General features: G+C 75.2%; 9 protein-coding genes and 1 pseudogene. 5 read left to right on the top strand and 5 right to left on the bottom strand.

The features are described from left to right. Positions 1 to 314: pseudogene (locus E1300_RS40735) on the top strand (beta-ketoacyl-[acyl-carrier-protein] synthase family protein); the annotation flags it as partial. 33 nt (positions 315 to 347) lie between these two features. On the opposite strand, the gene E1300_RS40730 reads toward E1300_RS40735, so the two are convergent. After that, positions 348 to 713: a hypothetical protein gene (locus E1300_RS40730; RefSeq protein ID WP_131762635.1), complete on the bottom strand. Its 366-nt coding sequence runs from the start codon at positions 711 to 713 to the stop codon at positions 348 to 350. 247 nt (positions 714 to 960) lie between these two features. On the opposite strand from E1300_RS40730, the gene nirB reads away from it, so the two are divergent. Genes nirB through E1300_RS40715 form a run of 3 tightly spaced genes read left to right on the top strand, consistent with a single transcriptional unit; the run spans position 961 to position 5,296 of the window. Further along, positions 961 to 3,468 (top strand): nitrite reductase large subunit NirB, encoded by a 2,508-nt coding sequence (nirB, locus tag E1300_RS40725; protein ID WP_131762634.1) that lies wholly within the window; start codon positions 961 to 963, stop codon positions 3,466 to 3,468. Then, on the top strand, positions 3,465 to 3,836 hold the full coding sequence (gene nirD / locus E1300_RS40720) for a nitrite reductase small subunit NirD (RefSeq protein WP_131762633.1): 372 nt from the start codon (positions 3,465 to 3,467) through the stop codon (positions 3,834 to 3,836). Before nirB ends, nirD begins: the two co-directional genes overlap by 4 nt. Beyond that, on the top strand, positions 3,833 to 5,296 hold the full coding sequence (locus E1300_RS40715; RefSeq protein WP_131762632.1) for an FAD-dependent oxidoreductase: 1,464 nt from the start codon (positions 3,833 to 3,835) through the stop codon (positions 5,294 to 5,296). Before nirD ends, E1300_RS40715 begins: the two co-directional genes overlap by 4 nt. Positions 5,297 to 5,480: 184 nt before the next feature. Here E1300_RS40715 and E1300_RS40710 read toward each other — a convergent pair whose 3' ends face one another. After that, positions 5,481 to 7,547: a molybdopterin oxidoreductase family protein gene (locus E1300_RS40710; RefSeq protein ID WP_131762631.1), complete on the bottom strand. Its 2,067-nt coding sequence runs from the start codon at positions 7,545 to 7,547 to the stop codon at positions 5,481 to 5,483. A 323-nt stretch (positions 7,548 to 7,870) separates the two neighbouring features. Between E1300_RS40710 and E1300_RS40705 the strand changes: the two genes are divergently transcribed. After that, a complete protein-coding gene (locus E1300_RS40705; protein WP_131762630.1) occupies positions 7,871 to 8,059 on the top strand; it encodes a hypothetical protein in 189 nt (62 codons plus the stop codon). An 88-nt stretch (positions 8,060 to 8,147) separates the two neighbouring features. Here the strand turns inward: E1300_RS40705 and E1300_RS40700 are convergent, their stop codons facing one another. From E1300_RS40700 to E1300_RS40690, 3 genes are all read right to left on the bottom strand, one after another. Beyond that, the gene (locus tag E1300_RS40700) at positions 8,148 to 8,900 is read right to left on the bottom strand and encodes a Crp/Fnr family transcriptional regulator (protein WP_242619705.1); all 753 of its coding nucleotides are present in this window, start codon (positions 8,898 to 8,900) and stop codon (positions 8,148 to 8,150) included. A 902-nt stretch (positions 8,901 to 9,802) separates the two neighbouring features. Then, complete coding sequence (locus tag E1300_RS40695; protein WP_131762629.1) at positions 9,803 to 10,720, bottom strand: 5'-3' exonuclease; 918 nt, start codon at positions 10,718 to 10,720, stop codon at positions 9,803 to 9,805. 63 nt (positions 10,721 to 10,783) lie between these two features. Next, positions 10,784 to 12,687: SpoIIE family protein phosphatase (locus tag E1300_RS40690; protein WP_165503219.1), on the bottom strand; the 1,904-nt coding region annotated here is incomplete at its 5' end.

Genomic DNA, 12,687 nt, shown 5'->3' with positions numbered 1-12,687 from the left:
CCGTCGCCGGCGACCGCGCCGAGGCCCTCGCCCTCGCCGGCGTGTTCGGCGCGGCCCGCCCGCCCGTGACCGCGGTGAAGGGCGTGACGGGCCACATCCTCGGCGCCGGCGGCGCCCTGGAGGCCATGGTCGCGCTCATGTGCGCCGCGGAGGGGCTCGTCCCGCCCACCGCGAACTTCGGCGCCCAGGACGCGGCGGCCGCGCCCCTCGACGTCGTCGCGGGGGCCGCGCGCCGGATCCCGGCCGCGCCGGTGCTGTCCAGCTCGTTCGGCTTCGGCGGCCACGACGCCGCCCTCGTCCTCACCCCGCCATGACCCATCGGTCACATCGGCGGGCGGGGCGCGGCCCTACCCCCTGTCCGGGTTCTCCAGCCTGAAGAAGTTGCTGGGCGTGCCGTCCTTCATGTGCTCCTGGTAGATGAAGTTGAGCTCGCGTTCGTCGAAGGTCTCGAACCAGGCGTCCCAGGAGATGTGCTCCAGCTTGTCCCCGCCGTAGCCGGGGAAGTCGAACAGCAGCCGCCCCGGCCGGCCGTCGTACTCGCTGCCCGGCACGGTGGACGGCTCGGCGTCGCGCTCCTCGGCCCACTGCCGGATCACGTCGTGGTCGGTCGTGACGAGGCTCCGGCCCGGCCGCTCCTCGTGCTCGCCCGTCCCGGTCACCTCCTGCTGGTACTTGTGCTCACCCTGGACGGGATGATGCTGCGACTCTCCCATCGCGAGTCCCCCTGTTCGCGCTGATCAAGGCATTGGCTTCAGGGGCTGTCGTACCCCTCTGCCAGGCGACTAACGGCCCGGCCGTCCCGCCCGGCGGCCGTGACCGGGACGGCGGGCCGCGCGGCCGTCCTCGCATCGCCGACCTGGCGAAGTGAGTGCCAGTTAACGCGGGAGTGACGTGCGGGACGCACACGGGTAATACGGTCTGCCGACGATCGGGGGCATGGGAGCTGGTAGCAAACCGGACATGCGTTTGGTCGTGGTCGGCCACGGCCCGGCCGCGCACCGCCTGGTCGAGGCCCTGCGCGAGCGCGACACCGCGGGGGCGTGGACGGTCACCGTCATCGGCGAGGAGCCGCGCACCGCCTACGACCGCGTCGCGCTGACGACGCACCTGGAGGGCGCCGACCTCGCCTACCCGCCGCACGGGGACGAGGTCGAGGTCGCCACAGGCGAGCGCGCCGTCGCGATCGACCGCGCGGCCCGGACGGTCACCACCTCGGCGGGACGGGTCGTCCCGTACGACGCGCTCGTCCTCGCCACCGGGTCGTCGCCGTTCGTGCCGCCTGTCGAGGGCAAGGACCTGCCGGGGGTGTTCGTCTACCGCACGATCGACGACCTCGACGCGATCCGCGCCTACGCGGACGGGCGGACCACCGGCGCGGTCGTCGGCGGCGGGCTCCTCGGCCTGGAGGCCGCCCGGGCCATCCAGGGCCTCGGCCTGCGCAGCGGCGTCGTCGAGGTGGCGCCCTGGCTGATGCCCCGCCAGCTCGACGAGGGCGGCGGGGCGATGCTGCGCCGCCACATCGAGGGACTCGGGATGGCCGTGCACGCGGGCACCCCGATGGCGCGGCTGGAGGCCGGCGACGACGGCGCCGTCGCGCGGATCGTCCTCGCCGACGGCAACGCGGTGGACGCCGAGGTCGTCGTGTTCTCCGCCGGGATCCGGCCCCGCGACGAGCTGGCCCGCGGCTGCGGCCTGCCGGTCGGCGAGCGCGGCGGCATCGTCGTGGACGAGACCTGCCGCACCGAGGACCCCGCGATCTGGGCCATCGGCGAGTGCGCGCTTGTCGGCGGCATGGTCTACGGGCTCGTCGGCCCCTGCTTCTCGATGGCCGAGGTGGTCGCCGACCGGCTCCTGCACGAGCACTTCCCCGAGGCGAGCACCGCCGTGTTCGAGGGCGCGGACCTGTCCACCAAGCTGAAGCTGATGGGCGTGGACGTCGCCAGCTTCGGCGACCCGTTCGCCGGGCCCGAGACCGGCGCCCTCGGCGTCACCTACACCGACCCCGTCGCCGGGGTCTACAAGAAGCTCGTGGTCAGCGACGACGCCCGGACCCTCCTCGGCGGCGTCCTCGTCGGCGACGCCGAGTCCTACGGCACGCTGCGCGCCTACGTCGGCGGGAACCTGCCCGGCGCGCCCGAGCAGATGCTGTTCGGCGGCACCGAGGCGGCCGGCGGCGACCTGCCCGGCGCCACCGTCATCTGCTCCTGCAACAACGTCTCCGCGCAGACGATCCGCACCGCGATCGCGGGCGAGTCGCTCACCGACGTGCCCGGCGTCAAGGCGTGCACGAAGGCCGGGACGAGCTGCGGCAGCTGCGTCCCCCTCGTCAAGCGGATCCTGGACGCCGAGCTGACCGCCGCCGGCATCGAGGTCAGCAAGGCCCTCTGCGAGCACTTCGCCTACAGCCGCGCCGAGCTGTTCGACATCGTCCGCGTCCGGCGGATCACCAGCTTCACCCAGCTCGTCGAGGAGCACGGGACGGGCCGCGGCTGCGACATCTGCAAGCCCGCCGTCGCGTCCATCCTCGCCAGCCTCGGCAACGGGCACATCCTCGCGGGCGAGCAGGCCGCGCTCCAGGACACCAACGACCACTTCCTCGCCAACCTCCAGAAGAACGGCACCTACTCCGTCGTCCCGCGCGTCCCCGGCGGCGAGATCACTCCCGAGCGGCTCATCGTCATCGGGGAGGTCGCGCGCGACTTCGGCCTCTACACCAAGATCACCGGGGGGCAGCGGATCGACCTGTTCGGGGCCCGGGTCGAGCAGCTCCCCGAGATCTGGCGGCGGCTCGTCGACGCCGGGTTCGAGTCCGGCCACGCCTACGGCAAGGCGCTGCGGACGGTGAAGTCGTGCGTCGGCTCCACCTGGTGCCGCTACGGCGTGCAGGACTCCGTCGCCATGGCGATCCGGCTGGAGCTGCGCTACCGCGGCCTGCGCGCCCCGCACAAGCTCAAATCGGCCGTGTCGGGCTGCGCCCGCGAGTGCGCCGAGGCGCAGAGCAAGGACTTCGGCGTCATCGCGACCGAGAACGGCTGGAACCTCTACCTCGCCGGGAACGGCGGGATGCGGCCCCGGCACGCCGACCTGTTCGCCACCGACCTCACCGACGACGAGCTGATCACCTACATCGACCGGTTCCTCATGTTCTACATCCGCACCGCCGACCGGCTCCAGCGCACGGCGAGCTGGCTGGAGGCCCTCGACGGCGGCCTCGGCTACCTCCGCGAGGTCATCGTCGACGACCGGCTCGGCATCTGCGCCGAGCTCGACGCCGCGATGGAACGCCACGTCGCCGCCTACTCCGACGAATGGCGCGACACCTTGGAGGACCCCGACCGGCTCCGCCGCTTCGTCTCCTTCGTCAACGCCCCCGGCACCCCCGACCCGAGCATCGAGTTCGAGGTGGAACGGGAGCAGATCAGGCCGCTGCTGCCCATCCGCCCGGTGACCGGGGCGGTGAGCCGGTGACCGCGCCCGCCGCCGAGCGGTCCGCGCCCGCCGCGCCGGGCGCCGCCGTCCGCTGGACCGACGTCTGCGCCGCCGGCGACCTGATCCCCGAACGCGGCGTCTGCGCCCTGGTCGGCGGCGAGCAGGTCGCCGTGTTCCTCACCCACGACGGTGACCTGCACGCCCTGGAGAACCTCGACCCGTTCAGCGGCGCCCACGTCCTGTCCCGGGGCATCCTCGGGACGCGCGGCGGGGTCCCCACGGTCGCGTCCCCGATGTACAAGCACGTCTTCGACCTGCGGACCGGCCGGTGCCTGGACGACCCGTCCGCGTCCGTCCGCACGTTCCCGGCCAGGCTGCACCGCGGCCGGGTGGAGGTGGGACGATGAGCATCGTCGTCGTCGGCAACGGCATGGCCGGCTCGCGGTTCGTCAGCGAGCTCCGGTCCCGCGACACCGCGACCCCCGTCACCGTGTTCGGCGCCGAGACCCAGCGCCCCTACAACCGCGTCCTGCTGTCCAACGTCCTCGCCGGGATCACCGACGCCGACCACATCAGCCTCGTCGACACCGCCTGGTACGCCTCGCACGGCGTGGACGCCCGGCTCGGCGTCGAGGTCACCCGCATCGACCGCGAGGCCCGGACCGTCCACGCCTCCGACGGCACCGTCACCCCCTACGAGACGCTCGTGCTCGCCACCGGCAGCACCGCCTTCGTCCCGCCCATGCCCGGCCTGGAGGACGGCCTGCCCCGCGGCGCCCTCGTCTTCCGCACCCTCGACGACTGCCGGACGATCTCCGAGCTCGCCGAGTCCGCGCGCCGCGCCGTCGTGGTCGGCGGCGGGCTGCTCGGCATCGAGGCCGCCCGGGGGCTCACCGGCCGCGGGCTGGACGTCACCGTCCTGCACCTCGCCGGGCACCTCATGGAACGCCAGCTCGACCCCGCCGCCGGGCGGGTCCTCGCCCGGACCCTCGCCGGCCTCGGCATCGGCACCCGCCTCCAGGCCAACGTCGCCGGGCTCCGCACCACCGGCGACGGCGACGGCCGCACCGTGACCGGCGTCGAGCTGGCGCTGCCGGGCGGCGGCACCGAGGCCATCGACGCCGACCTCGTCATCCTGTCCTGCGGCGTGCGGCCCGAGGTGTCCCTCGCCCGTGACGCGGGCCTGGCCGTCGGCCGCGCCGTGATCGTGGACGACGAGCTCCGCTCCGTCAGCGACCCGTCCGTCCGCGCCATCGGCGAGTGCTCCCAGCACCGCGACGAGGTCTACGGCCTCGTCGCGCCCGCCTGGGAGCAGGCCGGCGTCCTCGCCGGGCTGCTCGCCGGCACCGACCCCGCGGCCCGCTTCACCGGCGCCCGCCAGATCACCCGCCTCAAGGCCGCCGGGATCGAGCTCGCGTCGATGGGGGAGACCCACTTCGGCGACGAGGACGACGACGTCGAGGTCGTCCGCTTCACCGACTCCTCCCGCGGCACCTACAAGAAGGCCGTCATCCGCGACGGCCGCCTCATCGGCGCGATCCTGCTCGGCGAGACCTCCACCGCCGGGACGCTCACCCAGCTCTACGACCGGGCCGCCCCGCTGCCGTCCGAACGCCTGGACCTGCTGTTCCCCGGCCTCGGCGGCGCGGCCGAGGCCGGCTCGCCCGTGCGGATGCCGGACGCCGCGACCGTCTGCCACTGCAACAACGTCAGCAAGGGGCGGATCCGCGCCTGCTGGCAGCAGGGCGCCCGCACCGCCGACGAGGTCGCCCGCCGCACCCGCGCCAGCACCGGCTGCGGAAGCTGCCGCGACGCCCTGGAGGGCATCGTCTCCTGGCTCGACGAACAAGAATCCGTGGACGCCTGACCCACAGACCCCGAGCCCGGGATCAGCCGCCGATCCCGGGCTCGCGGCATGCCCCCCGGACCCCCGCACGGGACCGAGCCCCGCCCGGGACGGCTTGAGGTTCGGAATCCGCGCCGGGGCCTGGCAGCGACGGAGCCCGCCGTGATCGTCACGGCGGGCTCCTTTTGCGGCGTCCGGGACGTTCTCAGTCGGCGGGGGAGATGCTCGCCGCGCAGACCTTGAACTCGGGCATCCGCGACGTCGGGTCGAGCGCCGTGCCGGTGAGCGAGTTGGCCCGGCCGCGGCCGCCCCAGTGGAACGGCATGAAGATCGTGTCGGCGCGGATCGCGTCGCTCAGCCGGGCCCGCCCGACGGCCTCGCCGCGGCGGCTGCGGACCGCGACGAGGTCCCCCTCGGCGATGCCCGCCCGCTCCGCGAGGTCGGGGTGCAGCTCCACGAACGGCTCCGGGGACGCCTTCACCAGCTCCGGCACCCGCCGCGTCTGCGCGCCGGACTGGTACTGCGCCAGCACCCGCCCGGTGGTGAGGTAGACGGGATACTCGGCGTCCACCTCCTCGGCCGGTCCGCGGTGCTCCACGGGGACGAACCGCGCCCGCCCGTCCGGCGTCGGGAAACGGTCGAGGAACGGCCGCGGCGTGCCGGGGTGGTCCTCCGACGGGCACGGCCAGAACACCCCGCCCTCGTCCTCGATCCGCCGGTAGGTGATGCCGGCGTAGTCGGCGACGCCGCCCGCGCTCGCCGCGCGCAGCTCGTCGAACACGGCGGCGGGGTCGGTGCTCCACGCCCCCGGCGCACCCAGGCGCTCGGCGAGGCCCGCGAGGATCTCCAGGTCGGTCCGGACGCCGTCCGGGCGCGGGACGGCCTGGCGGCGGCGCAGCACCCGGCCCTCCAGGTTCGTCATCGTCCCGGACTCCTCGGCCCACTGCGCGGTCGGGAGCACCACGTCGGCGCGCCGGACGGTCTCCGACGGCACGAAGTCCGCCACGACCAGCAGGTCCAGCGCGTCCAGCCGCTCCTCCACCGCGCTGGCGCGCGGCGCCGACACCACCGGGTTCGAGCCGAACAGCAGCATCGCCCTCGGCCCGTCCGCGGTCCCGAGCGCCGACAGCAGCTCGTAGGCCGAGCGGCCGGGCCCCGGCAGGTCCGCCGGGTCCACGCCCCACACGCCCGCGACGTGGGCGCGGGCCGCCGGGTCGTCGATGCGGCGGTAGCCGGGCAGCTGGTCGGCCTTCTGGCCGTGCTCGCGGCCGCCCTGCCCGTTGCCCTGCCCGGTGACGCAGCCGTACCCCGACCCCTCGGTGCCCGGCAGGCCCAGCGCCAGCGCCAGGTTGATGAACGCCGACACCGTGTCGACGCCCTGGGCGTGCTGCTCGGCGCCGCGCGCGGTGAGGATCAGCGACCGCCGCCCCGCCGCCAGCATCCGGACCGCCTCGCGCATGTGCGCGACCGGCACGCCCGTGATCCGCTCGACGCGCTCGGGCCAGTACCCGTTCACCACCGTCCGGACGGCGTCGAACCCGGTCGTGCGCTCGGCGATGTAGTCCTTGTCGAGCATCCCCTCGGTCATCGCCAGGTGCAGCAGCCCGTTGGCGAGGGCCAGGTCCGTGCCCGGCGTCGGCTGGAGGTGCAGGTCCGCCTGCCGGGCCGTCGGCGTCCGCCGCGGGTCGATGACGACCAGCGCGCCGCCCGCCTCCTTCAGCCGGGCGACGTGCCGCATGAACGGCGGCATCGTCTCGGCGACGTTCCCGCCCGCCAGGAGCAGCACGTCCGCGGCCGCCACGTCGGTGATCGGGCCCGGCAGCCCCCGGTCCATGCCGAACGCCCGGTTCGATGCGGCCGCCGCCGACGACATGCAGAACCGCCCGTTGTAGTCGATCTGGGACGTGCGCAGCGCGATCCGCGCGAACTTGCCGAGCTGGTAGGCCTTCTCGTTGGTCAGGCCGCCGCCGCCGAACACCGCGACCGCGTCCGGGCCGTGCGCGGCCGCGAGCGCCCGCAGCCGCGCCGCGACCATGTCGAGCGCCTCGTCCCACGTGCACGGTTCGAGCGGCCCGCCGCGCGCGCGGCGCACGAGCGGCGTCGTCAGCCGGTCGGGGACGGTGAGCAGCTCGGCCGCCGACCAGCCCTTCTGGCAGAGCCCGCCCCGGTTGGCGGGGACGTCGTCGCGGGGCGCCACCACCGCGTCCCGGGTCAGCGTCATCCCGCACTGCAGCGCGCAGTACGGGCAGTGCGTGGGCGTGGTGCCCGTCATGCGCCGTTCCTCCGTCTTTCGACTCCCCGACGTGCCGGAACGTACGCCGGCCGGGTTACGCGGTCCGGCGCCCACTGTGTCGGCTGCGAAACTTCGGCCTCACATCCGCAACACGACGGTGTTGGGGTCGGGCTCACCCCGGGGCCCGTCCGGTTCTAGGTGCCGCCTGCGCCGCCGGACGCCGCACGGGGCGGCGAACACGTCGGGAATCCGAGTAGGGGACGTCCGAAAAGACGGTCCCGTTTGCCGGAGATCACTGTGGAGATCCGTCAGGTACCCCTGGGGCGTTCCGCGCCCCGGCTGAAAACGCCTCGGAGGCCGACATGCTCGCGATCGGTGCCGCGATCGTCTTCGTTCTCGCCCTGCTGCTCGACCTGGCCGACGTGTCCTCGGACGCGCTCGACTACCAGACGCTCGTCACCCTCGGCCTGCTGCTGCTCGCGCTCCACCTGGCGGGCGTCGGCACCAGCACCAACTGGAGGCCCCGCCGCTACAGCCGCCGCCGGCGGTGACATCAAAAAATCTACAATGTAAAGGCGGGGGCTCGTGCGCGTCGCACGGGCCCCCGCCGCAGCGTGTGCTCCGCTGAGCCGGGCGGGGTCACGTTCGAGGGCGGCCCTGGGCGAAGGCGCGGAGGGCGGGCAGGTCCGTCACGGTGATCCTCCGCCAGCCCGTGCTGACCAGGCCGCGCCGGCGGAGGCCGCTCAGCGCGCGGGCGACCGTCTCGCGCGAGGCGTCCATCCAGCTGCCGAGCTCCTCCTGGGACAGCGGCGGGCCGATGTCGACGCTGCCGTCCGGCGCGGGCGGGTTGTGCCGCACCGACAGCTCGGCGAGCTGTGCCAGCAGCAGCGCCAGCCGCTGCGCGCCCTTGGCCGCCACATGCGCCTGGAGCCGCCGGTCCGCGTCGTCCAGGCGCCGCACGAACGTTCCGCTGACCAGCAGCCACACGGCCGGATGGGCGTCGAGGAAGGCGGTGAAGCGGCCCGCGGGCACCACCAGCGCCCGGACCGGGCTCAGCGCCGTCACGGTCGCCGACCGCTGCCGGCTGCCGAGCACCGCGCTCTCGCAGACCAGGTCGCCGGGGCCGCGCACGGCCAGCACGACCTCGTGGCCGTCCTCGGTGCAGGAGGTCACCTTGGCCCAGCCGGTCTCGATCACCACGATGTGGTCGGACTCCTCGCCCTGGTAGCACAGCGCCATCCGCGGCTGGTAGCCGCGCGTCCGGGCCACCCGGCGCAGGGCGGCGCGCTGGGCGTCGTCGAGGTCCTGCCAGAACCCGTCGCCGCGCCGCGGCGGCGGGCCGGTGGGAGGGGCGGCGGCGGGGGCGCCGCGGAAGGTCGTCCTTTCGGTCACGAGGGGTCCGTTCTCCGAGCCCGCCGTGGGCGGGGCTCGCGGGTCGGGGCTGGAACGGCTCCGGTGGACGGGCGGGCGGCGCGCGGCGGCGGGCCGGAGGGTGAACCGGTACCCGCGGCAAGTGGGGGGAGTGGGGCGGTGAGGCCCAGTGCCGCGGATACCGGTCCGCTCATGCGGCCGCCGCGGACCGAACGTCCGTCATGCGCGCTCCCGCGGCGGTGTCCGTGCTGACTGCATGTCCCAAGGAAAGCCCCTCATTGATCCTCAGGCTGCATTCGCGGGCACGCCTTGTCTGCGTCACCTGACACACTGGGCCGCGCCCGAGTCAGGACACCCGGTAACCAGGCGCCCGAGCGGCCTCGGAGCGGGCGAACGCACCGGGCCCACGCGCCCCGGGAAGCGCCCGTCACCTCCGACGCCCTCACGCCGGGCCCGTTGGCAACGGTCCCCTCCCTGACTATGTCCAGACGGGACGGTCGCCGGTAGGCGGGTGACCGCTGCGACCACCGGGGCTATGACCAACCTCGGCGGTTCGCGATCCGGGCTTCTGCGCGTTGCGGTGTCGTCGGACGGTGTCCCGGTTGGCGCAGCGGCGGAAGCAGCAGCGCGGGCGCCCGGCGGGTCTGGCCGGCGGGTCTGGCCGTATCTGGCCTGGCGACGCTGGCCTGCGCTGCGGGACGGCCGTGTCCCCGCCGTGGCTGATCGCGCCGCGCGCCGTCCAGGAACGGCCGCGGCCGCCATGCTCGCCTCCATCCCCCCTGATCGGATCGGCCTACACTGGCCGGGCCAGGCGTCCGCGTTCGCGGTGTGGGGCGGTGGCAGGAGCGGCCCCTGGGGCGGGCATCGTCTCTCTCCTGCGCCACCACGACCGGAGGCCGGCGGGGCGGTCGCTCGTGGTGGTGTTAGGCCAGCGCGTTGAGGAGGCGGTTCACCGGGCCGTCGAGGTTCCAGCGCTCGGCGAGCTCGACCAGCGCTTCCGGATCGCGCGGCTCGGACGGGAGGCGGTCGTCCAGCTTCGCCAGCTCAGGCGCGTCGATGTCGGTGACGACGCGCACGACCGTCTCGGCGGACGCGAGGTAGTCGCGCGCGGCCTCCATGCGGCGGCGGGCGCCCGCCGGGAAGCCCTCGTCGGTGCCCGCGTCCAGCGCGGCGAGGATGCCCTCGACCGACCCGAACCTGGTGACCAGCGCCGCCGCCGTCTTGTCGCCGACCCCGGGCACGCCGGGCAGCCCGTCGCTGGGGTCGCCGCGCAGCGTCGCGTAGTCGCCGTAGCCGCGGCCGGGGATGCCGTACTTGTCCGCGACCTCCTTCTCGCCCATCACCTGGAGGTTCCGGATGCCCCGCGCCGTGTACAGGACGGAGATCGGGCCGCTGTCGTCGACGAGCTGGAACAGGTCGCGGTCGCCGGTGACGATGTCGACCGGGCCGTCCGCCGCGCCCCGCACCGCGAGCGTGCCGATGACGTCGTCGGCCTCGTAGCCGGGGACGCCGACCCTGGCCAGCCCGAACGCGTCCAGGACCGCGTCGATCAGGGGGAGCTGCGCCGCCAGCGCGTCCGGCGTCTGGTCGCCGCCGTCGTCGGCGACCCGGTGCGCCTTGTAGGAGGGCAGCGCCTCGACCCGGAACGCGGGTCGCCAGTCGGCGTCCATGCAGCACACGAGGCGCTCGGGGGACCGGTCCTGGACGAGCCGGGCGATCATGTCGATGAGCCCGCGCACCGCGTTCACCGGCGTCCCGTCGGGGGCGGTGACCGACTCGGGGACCCCGAAGAAGGCGCGGAAGTACAACGACGGCGTGTCCAGCAGCATCAGCCCGCTCATGCGCACATGCTCCCACGCGCCGCGGACAGGATCGGCGACGTCCGCGGGGCGCGCCCCGGCCGGTCAGGTCACCTGGACCGCGAGGACGCAGGTGTCGTCGTCGGGGTTGGCGGCGCCGAGGGACCGCAGGACGTGGTCGATCACGGCGTCCGGCTCGGCGTCCGAGCGCTCCTCGACGGTCTCGCGGAGCAGCCGGAACCCGTCGGCGAGGTCGCGGCCGCGGCGCTCGACGAGCCCGTCGGTGTAGAAGAGCAGCAGGTCGCCGCGCTGGAGGCGAGTGATGGCGAGCTCCATGTACGGCGCGTCGAGCGCGCCGAGCAGCACGCCCTCCGGGGCGTCGAGCATCTCGGCGCGCCCGCCGCGCAGCAGCAGCGGCGGCGGATGGCCCGCCTGCGCCCAGGTCAGCACGCGGGGGCCCGGCTCGTAGCGGGCCGCGATGACGCTCGCGGTGAGGGCGCGGTGCCGGTCGAGCAGCAGCCGGTTCAGCCAGGTCAGCAGCCGGTCCGGGGCCGCGCCGGTGCAGGTCAGGCCGCTGAGCGCGTTGCGCATCCGGGCCATCCCGGCCGCGGCGGGCAGCCCGTGGCCCGACACGTCCCCGATCGCGAGGAACACCTCGTCGTCCGACAGCGCCGTCGCCTCGTACCAGTCGCCGCCCACCCGCGTCTCGCTCTGCGCGGGCAGGTAGCGGACGGCCGCGCGCAGCCCCGGCAGCGTGCGGGGCCCGCGCGGCAGCGGCAGGATCGCGCGCTGGAGCTCGACCGCGATGTGGCGCTCCTCGGCGATCCGCCGGCGCTGCCGCATCAGCTGGCGGCGGGTCGCGGCGAGCATCTCGTCGCAGCGGCGCCGCTGCGACACGTCCTGGAACACGATGTGCACCGCGACCGGCTCGCCGAGCGGGTCCAGGACCGGCTCGCCCATCAGCCGGACGTGCCGGACGGCGTCGCCCGCGCGGACCCGCAGCTCCAGGTCGGCGGGCTCGCGGTGGGCGAGGAGCGTGCGCATGAGGTGCTCGGCGTGCGGGAGGTCCTCGGGCAGGACGTGGTCGGCGAGCCGCTCCAGCGGCAGCGGGCCCGCCGCCCGCTCCCGGCCGAGGATCTCGTAGAGCTGCCCGGACCAGCGGGCGCCGCCGGTGGCGAGGTCCCAGCGCCCCCAGCCGAGGTTGCCGAGCCGCTGCGCCCGCGCGAGCTGCGCGGCGAGGTCGGCGGTGTCGTCGTGGAACCGCCAGCCGACGAGGACGCCCGGCCCCGCCCGCGACGCCCGGACGCTGAGCCGCGCGGACCCGCCCCGCCCCGCCGCCCCCGCGGTCTCCCCGGGACCGCGCCGCAGCGGGACGCCCGTCTCCAGCACCCGGACGTAGTCGTCGAACGGCTCCGACACGGCCGCGCCGGGGTGGTGCTCCAGCAGCCGGGCGCCGACCAGGTCCTCGGACCGGCGCCCGACGAGGTCGGCGGCGCCGGCGTTCACCGCCTCGACGCGGAAGTCGGCGACCTCGCCCGTCACGGCGCGGACGGGCGTCAGGTAGGCGCCGGGGTCCTGCATGACGTCCAGCGCGGCCCGCAGCCACGTCCCCGCGTCCGGCCCGGGGTCGGCGGCACCGGTCCCCGGCGAGGCGACCCGGGACGCCAGGGCCTCCGAACCACCCATGCCCTCCGATCCCGTGCCGCCCGAGACCGTGCCACCGGGAACCGTGCCGCCCAGGACCGTGCCACCGGGGACCTTGACGTCGGGGAGTGTGGTGCCGAGGGCGGGGTCCGGGTCGGGGGCCGTCGTGCCGGGTGTGACGGCGGCGGCGCGCCTCGCGGGCCCGGCCGGAGGGGAGGCAGCCCTGGGCGGCGGCACCGCGCCGGCGGACGGCGACAGGTAGGTGGCGGGCGCGAACACCGTGTCCGGCGGACGGGCGGGCTCCGGCGGCGAGTAGGGGCCCGGGTCGGTCCCGAGCAGCAGCGCGGCGGCGGTCGCGGGCTCGA

The sequence above is a fragment of the Actinomadura fibrosa genome, assembly GCF_900659615.1.
GTDB classification, from domain to species: Bacteria; Actinomycetota; Actinomycetes; order Streptosporangiales; family Streptosporangiaceae; genus Spirillospora; species Spirillospora fibrosa.
Note: the sequence above shows the minus strand (reverse complement) of the source record. Positions and strands in the feature narration are given on the sequence as shown.